This is a genomic window from Sphingobium sp., from assembly GCF_035511395.1.
GTDB lineage: Bacteria > Pseudomonadota > Alphaproteobacteria > Sphingomonadales > Sphingomonadaceae > Sphingobium.
This window is the reverse complement of sequence record NZ_DATKFP010000235.1, coordinates 58,491-76,784: the sequence shown is the minus strand read 5'-3', so window position 1 is coordinate 76,784 and position 18,294 is coordinate 58,491. Positions and strand designations below refer to the sequence as shown.

Annotated in this window: 19 protein-coding genes; 14 read left to right on the top strand and 5 right to left on the bottom strand. The window is 64.7% G+C overall.

What is annotated here, in order from left to right:
* The first annotated feature begins 9 nt into the window (after positions 1–9).
* Both VMR39_RS16375 and VMR39_RS16370 read left to right on the top strand, forming a co-directional pair.
* Positions 10–747, top strand: a complete 738-nt coding sequence (locus tag VMR39_RS16375; protein ID WP_325417004.1) for an SDR family oxidoreductase — start codon at positions 10–12, stop codon at positions 745–747.
* Positions 748–1,100: 353 nt separating this feature from the next.
* Positions 1,101–1,421 carry a DMT family transporter gene (locus tag VMR39_RS16370; RefSeq protein ID WP_325417002.1) on the top strand — a complete coding sequence of 107 codons (321 nt, stop codon included), beginning with the start codon at positions 1,101–1,103 and terminating at the stop codon, positions 1,419–1,421.
* Here VMR39_RS16370 and VMR39_RS16365 read toward each other — a convergent pair whose 3' ends face one another.
* Positions 1,422–2,102, bottom strand: a complete 681-nt coding sequence (locus VMR39_RS16365) for a winged helix-turn-helix transcriptional regulator (RefSeq protein ID WP_325417001.1) — start codon at positions 2,100–2,102, stop codon at positions 1,422–1,424.
* 122 nt (positions 2,103–2,224) lie between these two features.
* Here VMR39_RS16365 and VMR39_RS16360 point away from each other — a divergent pair, with 122 nt between their 5' ends.
* From VMR39_RS16360 to VMR39_RS16340, 5 genes are all read left to right on the top strand, one after another.
* On the top strand, positions 2,225–2,665 hold the full coding sequence (locus VMR39_RS16360; RefSeq protein WP_325417000.1) for a VOC family protein: 441 nt from the start codon (positions 2,225–2,227) through the stop codon (positions 2,663–2,665).
* Between the two features lie 23 nt (positions 2,666–2,688).
* Entirely contained in the window at positions 2,689–3,051 is a 363-nt protein-coding gene (locus VMR39_RS16355; RefSeq protein ID WP_325416999.1) for a DUF1428 domain-containing protein, read from the top strand.
* A gap of 77 nt (positions 3,052–3,128) precedes the next feature.
* Positions 3,129–3,929, top strand: coding sequence for a VOC family protein (locus VMR39_RS16350; RefSeq protein WP_325416998.1), 801 nt, complete (start codon positions 3,129–3,131; stop codon positions 3,927–3,929).
* Positions 3,929–4,420, top strand: a complete 492-nt coding sequence (locus tag VMR39_RS16345; protein ID WP_325416997.1) for a VOC family protein — start codon at positions 3,929–3,931, stop codon at positions 4,418–4,420. Before VMR39_RS16350 ends, VMR39_RS16345 begins: the two co-directional genes overlap by 1 nt.
* Entirely contained in the window at positions 4,417–4,884 is a 468-nt protein-coding gene (locus tag VMR39_RS16340; protein WP_325416996.1) for an SRPBCC domain-containing protein, read from the top strand. The genes VMR39_RS16345 and VMR39_RS16340 overlap by 4 nt, the downstream gene beginning before the upstream one ends.
* 58 nt (positions 4,885–4,942) lie before the next feature.
* Here the strand turns inward: VMR39_RS16340 and VMR39_RS16335 are convergent, their stop codons facing one another.
* Positions 4,943–6,226, bottom strand: a complete 1,284-nt coding sequence (locus tag VMR39_RS16335; RefSeq protein ID WP_325416995.1) for an oligogalacturonate lyase family protein — start codon at positions 6,224–6,226, stop codon at positions 4,943–4,945.
* Positions 6,227–6,578: 352 nt separating this feature from the next.
* Here VMR39_RS16335 and VMR39_RS16330 point away from each other — a divergent pair, with 352 nt between their 5' ends.
* Complete coding sequence (locus tag VMR39_RS16330) at positions 6,579–7,100, top strand: energy transducer TonB (RefSeq protein ID WP_325416994.1); 522 nt, start codon at positions 6,579–6,581, stop codon at positions 7,098–7,100.
* A gap of 74 nt (positions 7,101–7,174) precedes the next feature.
* Here VMR39_RS16330 and VMR39_RS16325 read toward each other — a convergent pair whose 3' ends face one another.
* Positions 7,175–8,623, bottom strand: coding sequence for an amidohydrolase family protein (locus tag VMR39_RS16325; RefSeq protein WP_325416993.1), 1,449 nt, complete (start codon positions 8,621–8,623; stop codon positions 7,175–7,177).
* Positions 8,624–8,727: 104 nt separating this feature from the next.
* On the opposite strand from VMR39_RS16325, the gene VMR39_RS16320 reads away from it, so the two are divergent.
* The gene (locus VMR39_RS16320; protein ID WP_325416992.1) at positions 8,728–9,612 is read left to right on the top strand and encodes a LysR family transcriptional regulator; all 885 of its coding nucleotides are present in this window, start codon (positions 8,728–8,730) and stop codon (positions 9,610–9,612) included.
* A gap of 18 nt (positions 9,613–9,630) precedes the next feature.
* Positions 9,631–10,167: a hypothetical protein gene (locus VMR39_RS16315; RefSeq protein ID WP_325416991.1), complete on the top strand. Its 537-nt coding sequence runs from the start codon at positions 9,631–9,633 to the stop codon at positions 10,165–10,167.
* 57 nt (positions 10,168–10,224) lie between these two features.
* Here the strand turns inward: VMR39_RS16315 and VMR39_RS16310 are convergent, their stop codons facing one another.
* Complete coding sequence (locus VMR39_RS16310; RefSeq protein ID WP_325416990.1) at positions 10,225–11,391, bottom strand: pyridoxal phosphate-dependent aminotransferase; 1,167 nt, start codon at positions 11,389–11,391, stop codon at positions 10,225–10,227.
* Positions 11,392–11,622: 231 nt separating this feature from the next.
* A complete protein-coding gene (locus VMR39_RS16305; protein WP_325416989.1) occupies positions 11,623–12,780 on the bottom strand; it encodes a pyridoxal phosphate-dependent aminotransferase in 1,158 nt (385 codons plus the stop codon).
* 173 nt (positions 12,781–12,953) lie between these two features.
* Here VMR39_RS16305 and ptsP point away from each other — a divergent pair, with 173 nt between their 5' ends.
* From ptsP to tilS, 4 genes are all read left to right on the top strand, one after another.
* The gene (ptsP, locus tag VMR39_RS16300) at positions 12,954–15,230 is read left to right on the top strand and encodes a phosphoenolpyruvate--protein phosphotransferase (protein WP_325416988.1); all 2,277 of its coding nucleotides are present in this window, start codon (positions 12,954–12,956) and stop codon (positions 15,228–15,230) included.
* 163 nt (positions 15,231–15,393) lie between these two features.
* Positions 15,394–16,305, top strand: coding sequence for a helix-turn-helix domain-containing protein (locus VMR39_RS16295; protein ID WP_325416987.1), 912 nt, complete (start codon positions 15,394–15,396; stop codon positions 16,303–16,305).
* Positions 16,306–16,393: 88 nt separating this feature from the next.
* Complete coding sequence (locus VMR39_RS16290) at positions 16,394–17,317, top strand: hypothetical protein (RefSeq protein ID WP_325416986.1); 924 nt, start codon at positions 16,394–16,396, stop codon at positions 17,315–17,317.
* The gene (gene tilS / locus VMR39_RS16285) at positions 17,317–18,264 is read left to right on the top strand and encodes a tRNA lysidine(34) synthetase TilS (RefSeq protein WP_414712538.1); all 948 of its coding nucleotides are present in this window, start codon (positions 17,317–17,319) and stop codon (positions 18,262–18,264) included. Before VMR39_RS16290 ends, tilS begins: the two co-directional genes overlap by 1 nt.
* Positions 18,265–18,294: the final 30 nt, after the last annotated feature.

Here is an 18,294-nt window from a genome sequence, read left to right as displayed (position 1 = left end):
AGCTGACCCATGCAAAGTTCAGGCAATACCATCCTCATCACCGGCGGCGGTTCGGGCATCGGCGCGGCGCTGGCGCATGAATTTCATGCGGCGGGCAATCAGGTCATCATCGCCGGGCGTCGTCAGGCGGCGCTGGACGTGGTCGTGGCCGACAATCCCGGCATGGCGGCGATGACGCTCGACATGGAAGACCCGGCGGCGATCCAGGATTTTGCGGAAAAGCTGGTGACGGATTTCCCGGCTCTCAACGCCGTGCTGCTCAATGCGGGCATCATGGTGGCGGAGGAGAAGATCGACCTCGCCATCGCGGAGGCGACGATCGCGACCAACCTGCTTGGCCCGATCCGGCTGGCACATGCGCTGCTGCCGCATCTGGAGACGCAGCCGGCCGCGACCATCCTGACCGTGTCGTCGGGCCTTGCCTTCGTGCCGCTGGCGGCGACGCCGACCTATTGCGCGACCAAGGCGGCGATTCACAGCTGGTCCATATCCATGCGTGAGCAACTGAAGGCGACCGGCGTGGATGTGGTCGAGATCGTGCCGCCGGGGGTGCAGACCGACCTGATGCCAGGCCATGCCGAAAATGCGCAGATGATGCCGCTCGCGGATTTCATCAGCGAGACGATGGGCCTGTTGCGGCAGCAGCCTACTCCGGCGGAGATCCATGTCGAGCGCGTGAAATTCCTGAGTGAAGCCACGAAGCGCGGCGAGTTCGCGCAGGTGTTCAAGATGCTCAATCAGCATTGATGTCTGTGCTCCTGCGAAAGCAGGAACACAGATTCCGGGCCGCGCGTCCAATCCTGGGCTCCTGCTTTCGCAGGAGCACGGCGGCTTGTAGCCTTGCCTCTTGAATGGGACCGGCCTATCTGGTCCCCAGCAAGCGAGGCCACGTCCTCCTCCGCATCTGCGGGTATAAGTCCGGGACGGCCCGGCTCTCTCGGGACCGCTCGACATTCAACCCATGCGGGCCTGCAAAACGCGCTGTTCTGCGCGTCGGTGCTTACGGACCTGTGGTCCGCTGCGCGCCGATGCTCGAACATCATGTTTTTCGGCTCCCCCTGGCCTGAATGTCGAATGATCCCGGTATCAGGAGAGCCGCCATGGCTTGGGTTTCGCTGTTTTTTGCCGGTCTGCTGGAAATCGTCTGGGCCTTTGCGATGAAGCAATCGGAAGGCTTCACGCGGCTGGTCCCCAGCCTCATCACCTTGGGCGCGATGGTCGCCAGTTTCGGGCTGCTGTCGCTGGCGATGCGCAGCCTGCCGCTGGGGACAGCCTATATGATCTGGACCGGGATCGGCGCGCTGGGCGCGTTTGCGGTCGGTGTCGCTTTCCTCGGCGAGGCGATCAGCCCCGCGCGGCTGGTCGCGGCGGGGCTGATCCTGGCGGGGCTGGTGCTCATGAAGCTGTCGGCCCAAAGCTGACTAGGGACCATTGACCATGTCGGGCGCCTTGGGGGGCAGGGGGAAGAGGGTGGCAAAGCGGTCGGCCATCGCCCTGTCCCCCTCGACCGCCAGCGCGCCCGACATGTCGGCATAGCGCGCGCCGCCATAGAGGACGGCGACCAGTGCATTCTGGTCGCCACTGATAATCGTGTCCGCGCCCGCCGCTTCGCCCCGGTCGATCAGGAAATCGCCATCTTTGAGCGTCGCGCGAAATTCCTCCTCGCCGAAGCGGAAGCCGAGCGTGACATCCAGGTCGCCGATACGGCTGCGGTCGATCATGGTGCGCATCGACAGGATGACCGACACCTGGCTCATCGGCTTGCCCGGCTCCATCGTGGGCGATCGGCAGGCCCAGCGGCCCAGCACCTGAAACAATATCTCCGACTCGCGGCCCCAGTCGGTCAGTTCGTAGATCTGGCTGGCGGCGGGCGGAGGCAGCCGACGACGGATGAGGATGCTGGACGCCTCCAGTTCCTCCAGCCTTTGCGTCAGCACGTTGGCGCTGATTCCGGGCAGGCCGGCGCGCAGGTCGGTGAAGCGCTTGGGACCGAGCATCAGTTCGCGCATGATCGGCATCGCCCAGCGATCCCCGATGATATCCAGCGCATGGGCGACGGCGCATCCGTCCTGATAGGCTCTTTTTCGACTCTGCTGACTCATTGGTTATCTTTTCTAACTTAACTGTTGCATAAGATAATATGTAAGTTCACAAAGTGCAAGTCGGTGAGTCGCCTGGAGGAGAGAGGGCGCTGCCGAACCATAAAATCCTGAGGAGAAGTGTGATGTCGAACGAACCCGCTCCGAAGATGATTTTCGTCAACCTGCCCGTCAGCGACTTGCCTGCCGCCATCGCCTTCTATGAAGCGGTCGGCGGCGTGCGGAACGATGATTTCGCCGATGACAGTGCGCAGATGATCCGTTTTTCGGACGTGATCCATGTGATGCTGCTGACCCATGAGCGGTTCCGGAGCTTCACCCCGCGCAAGATTCCCGATGCCCATGAAACCGCACAGGTGCTGCTGTGTTTGAGTGAGACGAGCCGCGATGCGGTCGATGATGTGGTAGGCCGGGCGCTGGCGTCGGGCGGCACCGAACCCAATCCGAAACAGGATCATGGCTTCATGTATGGCCGCAATTTCGCGGATCTCGATGGCCATATCTGGGAAGTGATGTGGATGGACATGGAGGCCGCAATGGCGGCCGGTCAAGCGGCCGAAGCCTGAACGAACAGAAGAGGAGAGAGATGATGGCCTATATGGATGGTTTCGTGATCCCGGTGCCCAAGGGCAACAAGGAACGCTACAAGGAGGTCGCCGCCTTTGCCGCGCCGATCTTCATCGAGCATGGCGCGCTGCGCGTCGTGGAATGCTGGGGCAACGATATCAAGATCGGCAAGGTCAACGATTTCCGCACCGCCGTGATCGCGGAGGATGATGAGGAGGTCGTCTTTTCCTGGATCGAATGGCCCGACAAGGAAACGCGCGACGCCGGCGCCGAGAAGGTGATGAAGGATGAGCGCATGCAGCCCAAGGAGGGCGAGGAAATGCCCTTCATCGGCGCGCGGCTGATCTATGGCGGGTTCGAGGTGCTGCTCGACGCGAAGGCTTGAGCGGATCTGCCTAGAAGAGCGTGCTCCTGCGTTCGCAGGAGCACGGTGCTCGATCTTTTATGTTCAGGAGAAAGACGATGACCGATTTTTCCGGCAAATTCTTCTGGTATGAACTGATGACCAGCGATCCCAAGGCGGCGCTGGCTTTCTATGGCGATGTCGTCGGATGGACCAGCGCGCCCTTTGGCGGCGAGCGGACCGACGATCCCTATAATGTCGTGTCCGGCAGCGCCGGTCCGCTGGGCGGCGTGATGGCTATTCCGGCCGAGGCGAAGGATTGCGGCATGACCCCCTGGTGGGGCGGCTATGTCGGGTCGAACGATGTCGACGCCGATGCCGAGCGGCTCACCGCGGCCGGTGGCAGCGTGAAGCGGCCGCCGGAGGATATTCCGGGCGTCGGGCGCTTTGCGGTTATGGCCGATCCGGGCGGCGCGATCTTCATGCTGCTCAAAGGCTCCAGCCCAGACGGGATGGAGGCGCCGACCCGCATGCCGATGGGGCATGTCAGCTGGCATGAACTGTATGCCGGGGATTTCGAGAAGGATCTGGCCTTCTACACCGGGCAGTTCGGCTGGACGAGGGGCGAGGCCATGGATATGGGCGAGATGGGCAGTTACCAGCTCGTCTCGCAGACCGGGGCGACCGATTTTCAGGGCATGACGGGCGGGATCATGCCGCGTCCCGAACAGATGCCCATGCCTGCCTGGCTCTTCTACTTCACCGTCGGCGATATCGACGCGGCGGTCGAACGGGTGACGGCCGGTGGCGGCACGGTGCTGCAAGGGCCGATGGAAGTGCCCGGCGGCGCGTGGATCATCCAGGCGAGCGATCCGCAGGGCGCGATGTTCGCGCTGGTCGGCAGCAAGGAAACAGCGTGATGAGCAAGATATCACCCTGCCTCTGGTTCGACGGTCAGGCCGAGGAAGCGGCGCGTTTCTATGTGTCGGTGTTTGGCGGGTCGGTGGACCATGTCAGCTATTATCCGGAGGAAAATCCATCGCCTTCGCCCTTGCCGGGCGGGAGCGTGCTGCTGGTCGAGTTCACCCTGTTCGGACAGGGCTATCAGGCCTTGAACGGCGGTCCTCAGTTCACGTTCGATGAGGCGATCTCGCTGTCGGTGGCTTGCGAGGATCAGGCAGAGCTGGACCGCTATTTCGACGTGCTGACCGCCGATGGCGGCAAGGACGGACCGTGCGGCTGGGTGACGGACAAATATGGCCTGTCCTGGCAGCTGGTGACGCGGCAGATCATGGCCAATTACCAGACCGACGACAAGGAAGGTATCGCCCGCATGATGCAGGTGATGATGACGATGCGGAAGCTGGACACCGCCGCGATGCAGGCGGCTTTTGAAGGGAAGACGGCATGAGCAGCGCCGAGCATGAACTGACCGTCACCTGCCATATCGCCGCGCCGCGGGAGATATGCTGGAAGGTGTGGACCGACCTGAAGGACGAATGGTTCTGTCCCAAGCCCTGGCGTGCCGAGGTGATCGAGGAGGATCTGCGCCCCGGCGGGCGCAGCGCGGTGCAGATGTTCGGTCCCAATGGCGAGGAGACCGGGCCGATGGAGGGCGTGTTCCTAGAGGTGGTGCCGGGCGAGCGGGTGGTGACGACCGATGCCTATGCTTCGGGCTGGATTCCGCAGACGGCGTTCATGACCGCGATCTGGAGCTTCGCCGACGAGGGTGAGGGGACGCGCTTCACCGCGACGGCGCGGCACTGGGATGCCGACGCCAAGGCGCGGCATGAGGAAATGGGTTTCCATCCCGGCTGGGACCAGATGGCCGAGCAGTTCAAGGCGCTGAGCGAGACGTCGGCGGCGAGTGCCTGACAGGGCGGCATCAGCGTCATCCCGGCGTGGGCCGGGATGACGTTTTGCAACAGCAGGCCTATTTCGCCCTCGCCACTTCCACCGCGTAGATGGCGGGCTTGCCCTCGATATTGCTGCGATAGACCAGCCATTTGCCGTCGGGCGTGAAATGCTGGTTGGGTTCGAGCGTATAGTCGTGCTGCGACAGGTCGGCGAGGCGTTCGGTGTCCAGCGTGCCGGTCGCGATCAGCCGGTCACCGTCCAGCGTCGTGCGGGCGCGGGGGCTGTCGTCGGGGCGGGGGTGGAACAGGCTGATATATTTGCCGTCATTGCCGCCGTCGCCGGAGAAGGTCCGGCCGTCCGGCGATGAACTGAAATGATAGCTGCCCTGATCGGGACGCAGCGCATACCAGCGGCGCGCGCCGCTCACCACATCATGGCTCGCCAGCCAGCGTCCGCCCTGCGGCTGGATCAGGTCGTACCAGAGGGTGCGGCCGTCGGGCGCCCAATATTCGTGACCGGCAATCTCGCCCTGGAAGCTGCGCTGGTGAACCTTCGTCTTCGCACTGCCGTCGGTGCGGATGGTCCAGATGCGGTCGACCTGCTGCCACGGTCCTTCATGGCAATACATCAGCAGGGTCGGGTCGGTCGGCGAGAACTGGACATGGTTGAGCCAGTCCTTCGAGCGGGTGATGCTGCGGCGCTCTCCGGTGCGGATGTCGATGCTGAAGATTTCCATCGGCACGCCAGCGGCGAGGCGGGCATCCATCCATTGCGCCTTGGCCTCCGCGAAGGAGAGGGGGCGGCCGTCCGGGCCGGTGCCGCTGTAGCCGGGCGATCCCGTCTTCGGATCGCGCTTGCCCTGCGCGGCGATGGCGGGCGGGGGCGGCTCCAACTCGTAATGGCCCGCGAGCAGGCTGTCGTCGGCGTTGATCGCTTCGATCCGGCCGCCGGGCAGGTCGGCGATCCGGCGGCGCTTGCCGGTGTCGAGATTGACCGACCAGATTACGGACGGGCCTTCATTTTCGATGCCGCCGGTCGGGTTGGTGGTGTAATAGGCGGTCGCCGTGCGGTTGCCGACGAAGAGCAGCCGGTCGACCTTTTCCTTCAGCACCAGACGGGTGGTCCAACTGTCGACGTCGGCGACACGGATACCCTCCGGCGTCAGATAGACCATGCGCTTTCCATCGGGCGTGAAGGGATTGTAGTTGAAATAGAGGCCGTAATTGCCGGGCCGGTCATCGACCCGAACGATGCGATGGCCGGTGGTTGCGTCGGTCCATTCGCGGGCAGGCGTGCTGGGCGCCGCGGCGGCCAGCAGAAAAGGCGCGAACAGTCCCAGCCCGATGAACCTGCTCCGCATATTCTTCTCCTCTCACCTTTTGGATCATAAATCCATATATCGGAATATTCAGGCATTCCAATGGTGTTTGGCAGGTGGGCTCATCGAGCGAGTCGGATGAAGACATGCGGCGAGCCGAGCTGTATCAGATCGATAAGGCAGCGAAACAATATTTTATATAGTCTGGATTCCGGATAGTTAACGTTCCAAAAATAATATATCTTTGTCATTTTAGTTCAACTTTGATAGTGCGGCGGTCCATGGTGGTGGGTCGCCCGCCATGGACTTTCGACCGCGAGCGGGCCGACTAGACGCCGCAGACTGCGCCAGCCCTCACGCAACCGGCCGATCATCCTCAGGCGGGAGATCGAACATGAAATGGATCACATTAGCGCTCATGTCGTCCGTTCTGGCCATGGTGCCCTTCAGCGGGGCGGCAGGAAAAGGGCAGGATACGGAAATCAACGTTACGGCGCAGCAGAGATCGCTGACCGACTGGACCGTGCGCACAGGCCAGATGTTGTCGCAGAAACTGCAATATCCAACCTTCCTCGGCGATGTGCGAGAGGGCGTCGTGGCGGTCAAGTTCAGGTGCAGTGACAGTGGGACGCCGACCGATGTCGCGCTGCTGAAATCTTCGGGTTCCGTGCAACTGGACCGGGCGGCCATGCGCGGCGTGTCGAAGATCAGAACGCTGCATCCGCTGCCGTCAGGACTGGCACCATCTCAGAAATATGTCGCGACTGTTCTCTTCGCCAAGAATGAGAGCAGCTATATCCGGCAGATCCGCAAGCTGGAAAGCGATCAGCGGGACGGCAACAAATGGTTCGATGGCCGTCAGACGATGGCAATCAACCTGCTGGATGACAATGACAGGATCGTCGCCCTGAATTGAAGGTCGCACTGAAAGCCGCCTTCATGCGGCGATAAAAAGGCGTCCGGCTGGCCCGGACGCCTTTTTTATTGCGGTCAATCGGCCTTGTTCCAGGCGGCCACCTTCGCCTTCGTGTCGGTCAGCATCGCGTCGAGCGCGGCGCGGTCATAGGCTTTGCCGCGCATCACGACCGTGGCGATGGCGCGGGTGGCTTCGATATCCTCAAGCGGATTGCGGTCGAGCAGGACGAGGTCGGCGGCCTTGCCGGCTTCGACGCTGCCATAACGGTCGAGCTGGCCGAACCAGGCGGGGCCGGCGCGGGTGGCAGCGGACAGCGCCTGCGCGGGCGAAAGGCCTTCCTTCACGAACAGTGAGAGTTCGTCATGCAGGCCGATGCCGGGATAGTTGAAGCTGTTGAGGAAGCCCGCATCGGTGCCGGCGATGATGGTCACGCCCGCCTTTTGCAGCAGCGGCAAGATGGCGGCCATGCGCTCGAAATGCGCATGACGGGCGGTGATGGCGGCCGCGTCGACCTGGGCCGCGCGCTGGATGCGCCAGTCATAGGTCTTGCGCAGCTTCGGGCCGATATAGGCGAGATAGGGATCGTTCGCATGATCGTCGCGATCGAGATAGCTGATGATGCGGCTGCCGTTAAGGGTAGGGGTTACGAACACGTGCTTGCCCGCGAAATTGCGATAGGCGGCCATGGCGGTGTCGGTATCGAAACCGGCGTCGAGGCGGCGATTGGCCTCCGCCCGGTCGATGCGACCGGCGGCGAAATCGGCGGCGATGACGGCCTCATCCTTCACGCCTGCCTTGTAGGCATAGTCGAGATGCTCGATCGAACTGATGCCCGCATCCACTGCCTGTCTAACGGTCAGCGCCATCGGGATATGACCCGAACTGCGCAGGCCATGCGCCTTCGCTTGCGACACGGCGTAGAGGAACAGGTCGGGCTTGAGCGTGCTGTCGGTGATTTTCACGAAGTCGACATGGTCGCGTTGTTGTAGTCGGGTGATGGCGGCATCGACATCGGCCTTGCTGCCGACCTCGATCGTGCCCTTCCATACCGGGGCGATCCCCTCGATCTTCGCGCCGGAGGACAGGAGGCGCGGGCCGAACAGGCTGCCGCTGGTAATCTCGCTGCGCCAGCCGAGCACGGTGTCGGGCAGGTCGCCCGAACAGTCGCGGATCGTGGTGATGCCATGGGCGACATAGAGAGGGAGGAGCGCCTTGTTTTCCTCGATCAGGTCCGGGCCGCCGCCGAAATGGACGTGCATGTCCCAGAGCGCGGGGATGAGGAAGCGGCCCTTGCCCTCAATGGAGCCGCCGGTGCGCCAGGCCTTTGCGATCGCCTTGTCCGGGCCGACCGCGACGATATCCGCGCCGCGCCAGACCACGGCCTGGTCGGCGTTGGTTCTGCCATGCTCGACGTCGATGACGGAGACGTGGCGGATTATCATGTCCCCCTGCTGCGGGGCGGCGAGTGCCGGGTACGAAAGCAGCGCCATGAAAGGCAGGGTGGTGGCCAGCAGTCTCTTCATCGTCGGTCCGCGCTCCAGAGAGGAAAGGCGAGATTTTAAGGGATCGGCGATCATGCGCAAATTAGATGTTGGAATGCATATAATTCATATTGATAATGATCTCCATGTTCGATCCCCGTCTGCTGCGCAGCTTCGTCGCCATTGCCGACAGCGGCAATTTCACCCGCGCGGCCGAGCGGCTGAACATGACCCAGTCGACGATCAGTCAGCAACTGGGCCGGCTGGAGGAGATGGCGGGCCATGCGCTGGTCGACCGGTCGGCGCGGCCGGTATGCCTGACCGCCATGGGCGAGCGGCTGATCGGCCATGCGCGGCGGATCTTGCTGCTCAACGAGGATGCGGCGCTGCTGCTGCGCGATCCCGCAGGGACGGCGGCGATCTCGATCGGCCTGCCGGAGGATCTGGCGACGGACGCAATGGCTGAGGCCTTTGCCGGCTTCGCGCGGACGCACCGCCATATCCGGCTGGACGCGACGACAGGGCTGAGCCGCGATCTGGCGCAACGCTATCGGCAGGGCGAGTTCGATATCGTCATCGTCAAGGAAGCGGTGGCAGGGCCGGATTGCCGTGCGACCTTCGCCGAGCCGCTGGGCTGGTTCGAGGCGGCGGGCGGCCGGATGATGGAGGCGATGGAGGCCGACGCGCTGTCGCTGGTCTGCTTTCCGGCAGGCGGCCTCTATCGCGACCAGATGTTCGCGCAACTGGAGCGGGAGGGGCGACGCTGGTTCATCGCCTTTTCGGGGAGCAGCCTGCAAAGCGTGGTCGCTGCGGTCGCGGCCGGTGTGGGCGTGTCGCTGCTGCCGCTGGCGGGGGTGGGCAGCGCGGCGGTGACGCGGCGGTCCGATCTGGGTGCGGTCGAGCCGATGCTGGTGTCGCTCTATGCGCGGGAAGGCGATGGGCCGCTCGCCGCACTGGGGCGGGCGATGGTCGCGGTGCTGGCAGCGCGGGCCGGCACGCCGCCAATCAATATCGTTGAAAAGGCGAAATAAATTGCGCATCTCGCACGCATGAGCAGCAAATTTTCCCTCGCCCGCATCATGATGCCGATCGGTGCCATCCTGCCCACACCCGCCGTCGCACAGGAGGCGCCTGACTTTTTCGGCGCAGCCCTGTGCCAGCCGCCCTATTCGACCGGCAGCGCGACGGCGCTCTATGAAGCGGCCGAAAAGATCGCCAAGGCCGATACATCCATCCTCGGTGCGGCGATTTATCCGCTGCCCAGGCCGATCGAGCGGGACGGCTTCGTGGCGAAGGCGGTGTTGTTCGCCGGCATGTCCGTCGGCGTGCTGCTGGAGGGCGAGGTCGCGGTGGAGGCGGCGAAGCGCTACGGCCTCAGCGCGGAGAAGAGCCGCCTGCTCGGCGCGTCGAGCCTCGGCTTTGCGCGGCAGCTTGGCGAGGAGCAGCAGGGGATGCGGGAGATGGGGCTGATCTCGATCGTCGCGCGGCAGGGACCGGCGATGGCGGGGCAGACCCTGCTCGCCTGCGAGTTCGTGTCGCATGAGGACCGACAGGCGCTGGAAAGCCTGGAAGCAGAAACGCCCTGACGGAAAAGGGCGCCCGGTTGTCCGGACGCCCTTCCTGCTGGGAAATGTAACTCTGATTTACGCCTTGTAGACCTTGTCCACGGCGGCGCGGAACTTGGCCATGTCTTCGGCGGACCCCACGGTCACGCGCGAGACATTGGGCCAGATCGGCCAGTTGCGCCCGATCTGCACCTTTTCCGGCGTGGCGAGTAGCGCGGCCTGCATGTCCTTGGCCGGCTTTTTCCAGTTGACCATGAACATGTTGGCCTGGCTGCCCGACTGGACTTCAAGCCCCTTCTTGGCGAGCCATGCGATGGTTTCCTCGCGGTTGGCGATCATTTCCTCGCGGCGGGCCTTGATGAGCGCGGCTTCGGTGTAGACCGCGTTGCCGCAGGCCATGGCGGTGATCGACAGGCCTCCGGCGGTCGGGTTGAACAGATTGACCCGCTTCTGGAGTTCCGGATCGGCGAAGGTGAGGCCGAGGCGGACGCCCGCCATGCCGAACAGCTTCGAGAAGGTCCGCATGACGATCAGGTCCTTGCGGCCCGCCACCAGCTTCGCCGCGCTCGGCGCTTCGGAGAAGTGGATATAGGCTTCGTCGACCAGCAGGATGCTGTCGGCCGGCTTGTTGGCCAGCAGCCATTCGATGTCGGCCAGCGGCGTGACGGTGCCTGTCGGGTTGTTTGGCGTGCAGATATAATAGAGGCCTGCATTCGGATTGGCGGCCAGCATCGCCTTCACGTCATGGCCCTTGCCGATCGCCTGCGGCGCCTTGGCGATGGGGGCCTTCAGATAATCGGCGGTGCGCCAGGCGGATTCGAACGTCGGGTCGGCCGTGACCAGCCCCTTGGTTGGCGAGCAGAAGGCCGCGACGGTGCTGACGAGCGGGCCGCCCGAGCCGGGCCACAGCATCACATGGCTTTCGGGAATACCCTCCACCTTGGCTACCGTGGCGACCAGATCGCCCTTATAATTGTCGGGATCATACCAGTTGCCGAGCGAGGCGGCCTTGGCGGCGGCGTCGACGCCCGACGGGAAGGGGCCGGTCCAGCATTCGTTGGAACCGATGCGCACCGCGCCGGCGACGCCGCGTGCGGCCTGCTGCTGCGCATGGGCCGCCCCGCCCAGCAGCGAGCTGGCGGCGACGCCGGCGCCCAGCAATGCGGCAACCTCGCCCAGTTGGCGGCGCGAATAGCCGCGTTCGATCAGGTTTTCCCTGGCATCCTTGTTCAGCATCATGGTCATGTCGTCCGTCCCCGTTCCTGCAAACATGTCGGTCATGGGGAAAGACGAAGCGGCGACACATTTCCGCAATGTGCCGCCATGGATTTTGGGAATTTTCCTGCGGAAAATTAAGCGGCACCGGCCCACTCCCCCACCCGGCCACCTATATGATACTTCCGTTGGGTGGCCGGGTGGGGGAGTGGGCCGGTGCCGTCCTCACCATGCGCTGGCAGGCGCATGGTCAAAAAACATTTACGCTTTCCAGACCTTGTCCACGGCCGCGTTGAAGGCTTCCATTTCGGCCATCGAGCCGACCGATACGCGCGAGACGTTCGGCCAGATCGGCCAGTTGCGGCCGATCTGCACATTGGCGGCGAGGATCGCGGCCTGCATGTCCTTGGCGGGCTTGCCCCAGTCGACCATGAACATGTTGGCCTGGCTGCCTGGGATGACCTTGATGCCCTTCGCCTTCAGATGGCCGACCGACTTTTCGCGGGCGGCGTTCATTTCGGCGCGCCGCGCCTTGATGAGGTCGGCCTGCGCGACCGATACGGTGCCGCAGGCGACGGCCGTCATCGGCAGCATCGCCGTCACCTGCCCGCCGTCATAGCGCATCATCTTTTCCATGAGCTTGGGGCTGGCGAAGGTGAGGCCGAGGCGCATGCCCGCCATGCCGAACAGCTTCGAGAAGGTGCGCAGGATCAGCACGTCGTCGCGCGTGGCGGCGAACTTCGCGGCGTTGGGGCCGTCGACCCAGTGGATATAGGCTTCGTCGACGACCAGGATCGCATCCTTGGGCTTGTTGTTCGCCAGCCATTCGATGTCGGCGATCGGCGTGACGGTCCCGGTCGGGTTGTTGGGCGAGCAGATATAATAGACGCCCGCGTTGGGATCGGCCGCCAGCATCGCCTTCACGTCATGGCGATAGTCGGCGGTCAGCGGCACCTTCGTCACCTTGGCGCCGATCCAGGCGCCTGTGCGCCAGATGGCTTCGTAGGTCGGGTCGGCGGTGACGATGCCGCGCGTGGGCGAGGCGAAGCTGACCGCGACGCGATTCAGCGGGTCGGACGATCCTGGCCAGGCGGTGACGCGGTCGGCCGGGATGCCCTCGACCGAGGCGACGGCGTCGAACAGCTTCTGATGCTCATTGTCGGGTTCGTAGCGATTGCCTTCCGTCACCAGTTTGAAGGCGGCGTCGGCCGCGACGGGGAAGGGACCGGTCCAGCATTCGTTGGCACCGATGCGCACCGCGCCGGCGACGGCCTTTGCCGCCTGCTGCGCCGCTGCGCCGCCGATGTGGAGGGCGGCGGCGCCCGCACCCATCAGGGCGGCCACTTTCGCCATCTGGCGGCGCGAATAGCCGCGGTCGAGTAGATCCTGTTCGAATGCGCTGTCGGTCTGCGTCGCCATGGTCGCTTGTCTCCCTGCCGAGCCTTTCCCAAAGACTCTTCGCCGTGCTGGACGAATGTACAGAATGTTTCCGCCATGCAAATGCCTGTCAGCATCGGAATCCGCGCTTTTTCGCGCAACTATTTTGCGGATGAACCTTGGAAAACAGCCCCTGTATCTGTTAGCGCATTGATATGCCCAGCACCCCCGCCGCCGCCGCCCGTCAGATACTCATCCGCCTTCAGGAAGTGATGGCGTCGCGCACCAGCGCACAGGCCAAGCTGAACAAGGTGGTGGAGATTATCGGCGAGTCGCTGTCGAGCGAGGTATGCTCCATCTATCTGGTGCGCGAAGGCGTGCTGGAACTGTTTGCCACGCGCGGCCTGAAGCAGGAAGCGGTTCATGTTACCCGTATGGCGATGGGTGAGGGGCTGGTCGGCCTGATCGCCACCAATGTCGAGACGCTGAACCTGGACGAGGCGGCGGCGCATCCCGATTACAGCTATCGCCCGGAAACGGGTGAGGAGCTGTTCCACAGCTTTGCCGGCGTGCCGATCGTACGGCGCGAGCGCGCCATCGGCGTCCTGTGCGTGCAGCATGTGGAGCCGCGCAAATATGAAGAGGTCGAGATCGAGGCATTGCAGACGGTCGCCATGGTGCTGTCCGAACTGATCGCCAATGCCGAACTGGCCGATGACGGCCCGGCCGATGCCCGCGTGGCCGACACCGGCACGACCATGTTGCACGGATTGCAGCTGGTAATGGGCATGGCGCGCGGTCATGCGGTGTTTCACCAGCCGCGCATCCATGTCGAACATACTGTCGCGGAGGATACCGAGGCTGAGCGCGCGCGCGTGATTTCGGCCTTTACCAAGATGCGCGAGCAGATCGACCGCATGACCGGCGCGGCCGAGTTCGGCACTGAGGGCGAACATCAGGAGGTGCTCGAAACCTACAAGATGTTCGCCTATGACGAAGGCTGGATCCGGCGCATCAACGAGGCGATCGACAGCGGCCTGACCGCCGAGGCTGCCATCGAACGGGTGCAGCAGCGCACCCGGATGCGGATGCGTCAGATCGACGACGCGCTGCTACAGGATCGGATGCACGATCTGGAGGATATGGCCAATCGCCTGCTCCGTATCGTGTCGGGGCAACTGGGTACGGCGGCGACGATGGGCCTGCGGCAGGACGCGATCCTGATCGCGCGCAACCTGGGACCGGCGGAACTGCTGGAATATGACCGGCGGCGGTTGAAGGGCGTTATTCTCGAAGAAGGGTCACTGACCGCCCACGTCACCATCGTCGCGCGCGCGATGGGCGTGCCCGTGCTCGGGCGTGTGCGCGACGTACGCCATCAGCTCAATGAAGGCGACCTCATCCTGATGGACGTGGGCGAGAACAACCTGCTGATCCGCCCCAACGCGGACATGGAGGAGGCGTTCGAGAGCAAGCTGCATGTCACCCAGAAACGCCGCGCAGAATTTGCCGCGATGCGCGACCTGCCGTCGGTCTCGACCGATGGGCAGCGGGTCGAGCTGATGGTCAATGCGGGCCTTCGCGAAGATGCGCAGCAGCTCGACCTGGTGGGCGCGGACGGGATCGGCCTGTTCCGTACCGAATTCCAGTTCCTCGTGTCGGCCACCCTGCCGCAACGCGAGAAGCAGCAGCGGCTGTACAAGGATGTGCTGGATGCGGCGGGCGACCGGCCGGTCATCTTCCGCACCGTCGACATCGGCGGCGACAAGGCGCTGCCATACATGACGCGCGACGGGGACGAAGAGCTGGAGGACAATCCGGCGATGGGCTGGCGCGCGTTGCGGCTGGCGCTGGATCGCGATGGCCTGATGAAAGCGCAGGCGCGGGCGCTGCTGGAGGCGAGCGCGGGCAAGGTGCTGAACGTCATGTTCCCGATGGTGTCGGAACCGTGGGAGTATGAGGAGGCGCGAGCCCTGGTCGAGCGTCAGCGCGAATGGCTTCACGGGCAGAAGAAGAAGCTGCCGATCGCGGTAAAATATGGCGCTATGCTGGAAGTGCCCGCGCTGGCCGAGGTGCTGGATATATTGCTGCCCCGGATCGATTTCCTCTCGATCGGTACCAACGACCTGACCCAGTTCCTTTTCGCCGCCGATCGGGCGCATCCCAAGCTGGCGGAGCGGTATGACTGGCTGAGCATCGCGATCCTGCGCTTCCTCGACCGGGTGGTGCGGGCGTGCCAGACCTATCAGGTGCCGGTCGGGGTGTGTGGCGAGATGGGCGGGCGCACGCTGGAGGCGATGGCGCTGATCGGCCTGGGTATTCGTCGCCTGTCGATCACTCCGGCATCGGTCGGTCCGGTCAAGGCGATGATCCGAGCGGTCGATGCGAGCGAGCTGGAGGGGATGATGCGCGAATGGCTGGATGCCGGCGCGCGCGACATTCGCGAACGGCTCACCGCATGGGCGGTGGAACGGGACATAGAACTGAATTGAGCCACATCGGAGTCCTGCGGTTGCTGGTGGCTCTGATGGATCCGAAGTTCGTTCAACCTATTGGCAAAGGTCTGACGAACTTCGGTTTTGGAAGACCAGTGCGGCGTTGACAACGCACGTCCCGCAATGAGACAAGGCCGGCCAGTACAGGTCGCGGAGCAGCATGGCAGAAGAACCCGAAGTCGAAACCGGCGCGGCAGAGGCGCAGGATCAGCAATCCATGACGCCGGGCGCGAAGTTGCGTGCGGCGCGGGAAGCGCAGGGCCTGTCTATCCAGGATGTCGCGACCCGTACGCGCATCGCCCAGCGTCAGCTGGAGGCGGTGGAGCGTGACGATTATGCCGCGTTGCCCGGCATTCCCTATGCGGTCGGCTTCGCGCGCGCCTATGCCCGCACCGTTGGCGTCGACGAGGTGATGATCGCGGCCGAAGTGCGCAACGGCGTGCATGGGTCCGATCTGGGGGCCAGCCGCTATGAAGCGTTCGAGCCGGTCGATCCGGCGCGCGTGCCGTCGCGCGCCCTGGCCTGGACGGCGGCCGTTATCGTCATCCTGCTGATCGCCGGCTTCATGATCTGGCGCACGCAGATGTTTACCCCGCCCACCGGCGAGGAAATTGCCGCGCAGGAAGAGGCGAAGCCCGCCGCCGCCCGTCCGGCCGGTGCCGCGCCGGCGGCACCTGTGGTGCAGACGGTGGTCTTCACCGCTGTGGACGACGTCTGGCTGCGCATCACCGATGAGGCTGGCGAGCGGCTGAAGGATGGCCTGATGAAGAAGGGGGAAAGCTTCACCCTGCCGGCCAATGCCCGCAACCCGATGATCGTGACCGGCCGTCCGCAGGCGCTGAACGTCACCGTCGGTGGCAAGCCGATCCCGCCGCTTGGCGCGGCCGATCGCACCATTTCCGATGTGCCGGTGAGCGCCGAGGCGCTGCTGGCGCGGGGCGCCGCTGCCGGCGCAGCCGTGCCTGCGCCCGGACAGCCCGCCGCTGCGCAACCCGCCGGCGGCACGCCGGTGCCTGCCCCGGCGCAGCCCACACCTGCCGTGCCACAGACCGATGCGGCGGCCGCCAACTGACATGGCCGCCAGCGGCCGGTTGAAGGACGCGCTTTACCGCGCGGAATAACGGCCTATGGTTAAGGCACCTAATTTGTCGGGGATTATCATGCGTCACGCCTTTTTCGCGACCTCTGCTCTGGTAGGGGCCGCGCTGCTTTCGATCGCACCGCCGGTTGGCGCCCAGAGCGGTGGGGTCGAGTTGCGGGTCGATCGGCTGGAGAAGGAAATGCGCGCGGTGCAGCGCAAAGTCTTTCCCGCCGGCGCACCGCTCGAAGCCGAAATCACCCGCCCGACCACGCCCAGCGTCGCGCCGGGTACGCCTGCCAGCGCACCGATCGCGGACCTGACCGCGCGGGTGGGCGCGCTGGAATCGCAGCTCGCCTCCGTGACCGGGCAGGTCGAGGAGAATAGCTACAAGCTTCGCCAGCTGGAGGAGGCATTCAACAAATATAAGGTGGAAACCGACGCGCGTCTGGCTCAGCCCGAACCGGCCGTGTCCGCGACGCGCCCGATGGTGAACGTACCCGCCGAGCCTGGGGCTGCCGCCCCGCGTCCGGCTGCGCCCAGGCCCACAGCACCAGCTGCCGCGAGCGAGGAGCGCAAGGCCGCCGTCGCCGCGATCGAGCGACCCAATAGCGGCAATGCGGCAGAGGACGCCTATAGCTATGGCTTCCGCCTGTGGGATGCGAAATTCTATCCCGAGGCGCAGGGGCAGCTGAAGGCGACGGTCGACAAATATGGCGACGCATCCGTGGGTAGCCGAGCCGCCAACCTGTTGGGCCGCGCCTATCTGGACGATGGCAAGCCGGCACTGGCGTCGGTCGCCTTCTACGAGAATTACCAGAAGCGCCCGCGGGGCGACCGCGCCGCCGACAGTCTGACCTATCTGGGCGAAGCACTGATACAGCTCAAGAAGCCGGCCGACGCCTGCAAGGTCTATCAGGAACTGGAGCAGGTCTATGGATCGAGCCTGTCGGCCAGCCAGCGCGGCATGATGGACAAGGGCCGCACCAAGGCGAAGTGCAGCTGATCGAACCTCCAGGCCGGGCAGCGCTGGAAGCCCGGCTGATCGCGGCGGTGGAGGCGCTGGTCGGGGCTAACCCGGCCGCGCGTTTCGGTATCGCCGTGTCGGGCGGGCCGGACAGCATGGCCCTCCTATATCTGGCCGCTTGTGTTTTTCCGGGGCGGGTGTCCGCGGTCACGCTGGACCATGGGTTGCGCGCGGAGTCGGCGGCAGAGGCGGCGATGGTCGGGCGTTGGTGCGCTGATCATGACATCGATCACAGCATCCTGACGCCCGATGCGCCGGTGGCCGGCAATGTCCAGGCCTGGGCGCGGGGGCAGCGCTATGCCCGGATCGAGGCATGGCGCGCCGACCACGACATCGACTGGATCATGACCGCCCATCATGCCGACGACCAGCTCGAAACCATGGTGATGCGGCTCAATCGGGGATCTGGCGTCGGCGGACTGGCGGGCGTGCGGGTGCGGGCCGGGCGAGTGATCCGGCCGCTGCTGGGCGTGCGCAAGGCGGCGTTGCTGGCGCTGGCCGAGGCAGAAGGCCTGCCCCATGTCCATGACCCGTCCAATGCCGACCCGCGATACGATCGGGCGTCGATCCGGTCGGTTCTCGCGGGCGCGGACTGGCTGAATGCCGAGGCGAGCGCGCGAAGCGCGGCGGCGTTGGCGGAGGCGGAGGATGCACTGGAATGGAGTGTCGCTGATTTCGCCGCACGCCATGTGCGGGTTGAGGGCGGGGGCTATGCACTCAACCGGACCGACCTGCCGCGCGAATATCTGCGGCGGCTGGTTTTGCTGATGCTGGAGCGGGCGGCGCCCGACGCCTGGCCGCCGCGCGGCGATTCGCTCGATCGCGCCATCGCCGCCGCGGCGAAAGGCGAGCAGGCGAGTCTCGGCGCATGGTTGCTGAAGGGCGGGGCGGCCTGGACCTTGCTGCCCGCGCCGCCGCGTCGCTGATCGTTACGGAAAGGTTCCACGGCCGGGCGC

Coding starts and splice junctions, on each gene's coding strand:
- VMR39_RS16375 (WP_325417004.1), top strand. CDS start 10: ATGCAAAGTTCAGGCAATACCATCCTCATCACCGGCGGCGGTTCGGGC.
- VMR39_RS16370 (WP_325417002.1), top strand. CDS start 1,101: ATGGCTTGGGTTTCGCTGTTTTTTGCCGGTCTGCTGGAAATCGTCTGG.
- VMR39_RS16365 (WP_325417001.1), bottom strand. CDS start 2,102: ATGAGTCAGCAGAGTCGAAAAAGAGCCTATCAGGACGGATGCGCCGTC.
- VMR39_RS16360 (WP_325417000.1), top strand. CDS start 2,225: ATGTCGAACGAACCCGCTCCGAAGATGATTTTCGTCAACCTGCCCGTC.
- VMR39_RS16355 (WP_325416999.1), top strand. CDS start 2,689: ATGGCCTATATGGATGGTTTCGTGATCCCGGTGCCCAAGGGCAACAAG.
- VMR39_RS16350 (WP_325416998.1), top strand. CDS start 3,129: ATGACCGATTTTTCCGGCAAATTCTTCTGGTATGAACTGATGACCAGC.
- VMR39_RS16345 (WP_325416997.1), top strand. CDS start 3,929: ATGAGCAAGATATCACCCTGCCTCTGGTTCGACGGTCAGGCCGAGGAA.
- VMR39_RS16340 (WP_325416996.1), top strand. CDS start 4,417: ATGAGCAGCGCCGAGCATGAACTGACCGTCACCTGCCATATCGCCGCG.
- VMR39_RS16335 (WP_325416995.1), bottom strand. CDS start 6,226: ATGCGGAGCAGGTTCATCGGGCTGGGACTGTTCGCGCCTTTTCTGCTG.
- VMR39_RS16330 (WP_325416994.1), top strand. CDS start 6,579: ATGAAATGGATCACATTAGCGCTCATGTCGTCCGTTCTGGCCATGGTG.
- VMR39_RS16325 (WP_325416993.1), bottom strand. CDS start 8,623: ATGAAGAGACTGCTGGCCACCACCCTGCCTTTCATGGCGCTGCTTTCG.
- VMR39_RS16320 (WP_325416992.1), top strand. CDS start 8,728: ATGTTCGATCCCCGTCTGCTGCGCAGCTTCGTCGCCATTGCCGACAGC.
- VMR39_RS16315 (WP_325416991.1), top strand. CDS start 9,631: ATGAGCAGCAAATTTTCCCTCGCCCGCATCATGATGCCGATCGGTGCC.
- VMR39_RS16310 (WP_325416990.1), bottom strand. CDS start 11,391: ATGACCATGATGCTGAACAAGGATGCCAGGGAAAACCTGATCGAACGC.
- VMR39_RS16305 (WP_325416989.1), bottom strand. CDS start 12,780: ATGGCGACGCAGACCGACAGCGCATTCGAACAGGATCTACTCGACCGC.
- ptsP (WP_325416988.1), top strand. CDS start 12,954: ATGCCCAGCACCCCCGCCGCCGCCGCCCGTCAGATACTCATCCGCCTT.
- VMR39_RS16295 (WP_325416987.1), top strand. CDS start 15,394: ATGGCAGAAGAACCCGAAGTCGAAACCGGCGCGGCAGAGGCGCAGGAT.
- VMR39_RS16290 (WP_325416986.1), top strand. CDS start 16,394: ATGCGTCACGCCTTTTTCGCGACCTCTGCTCTGGTAGGGGCCGCGCTG.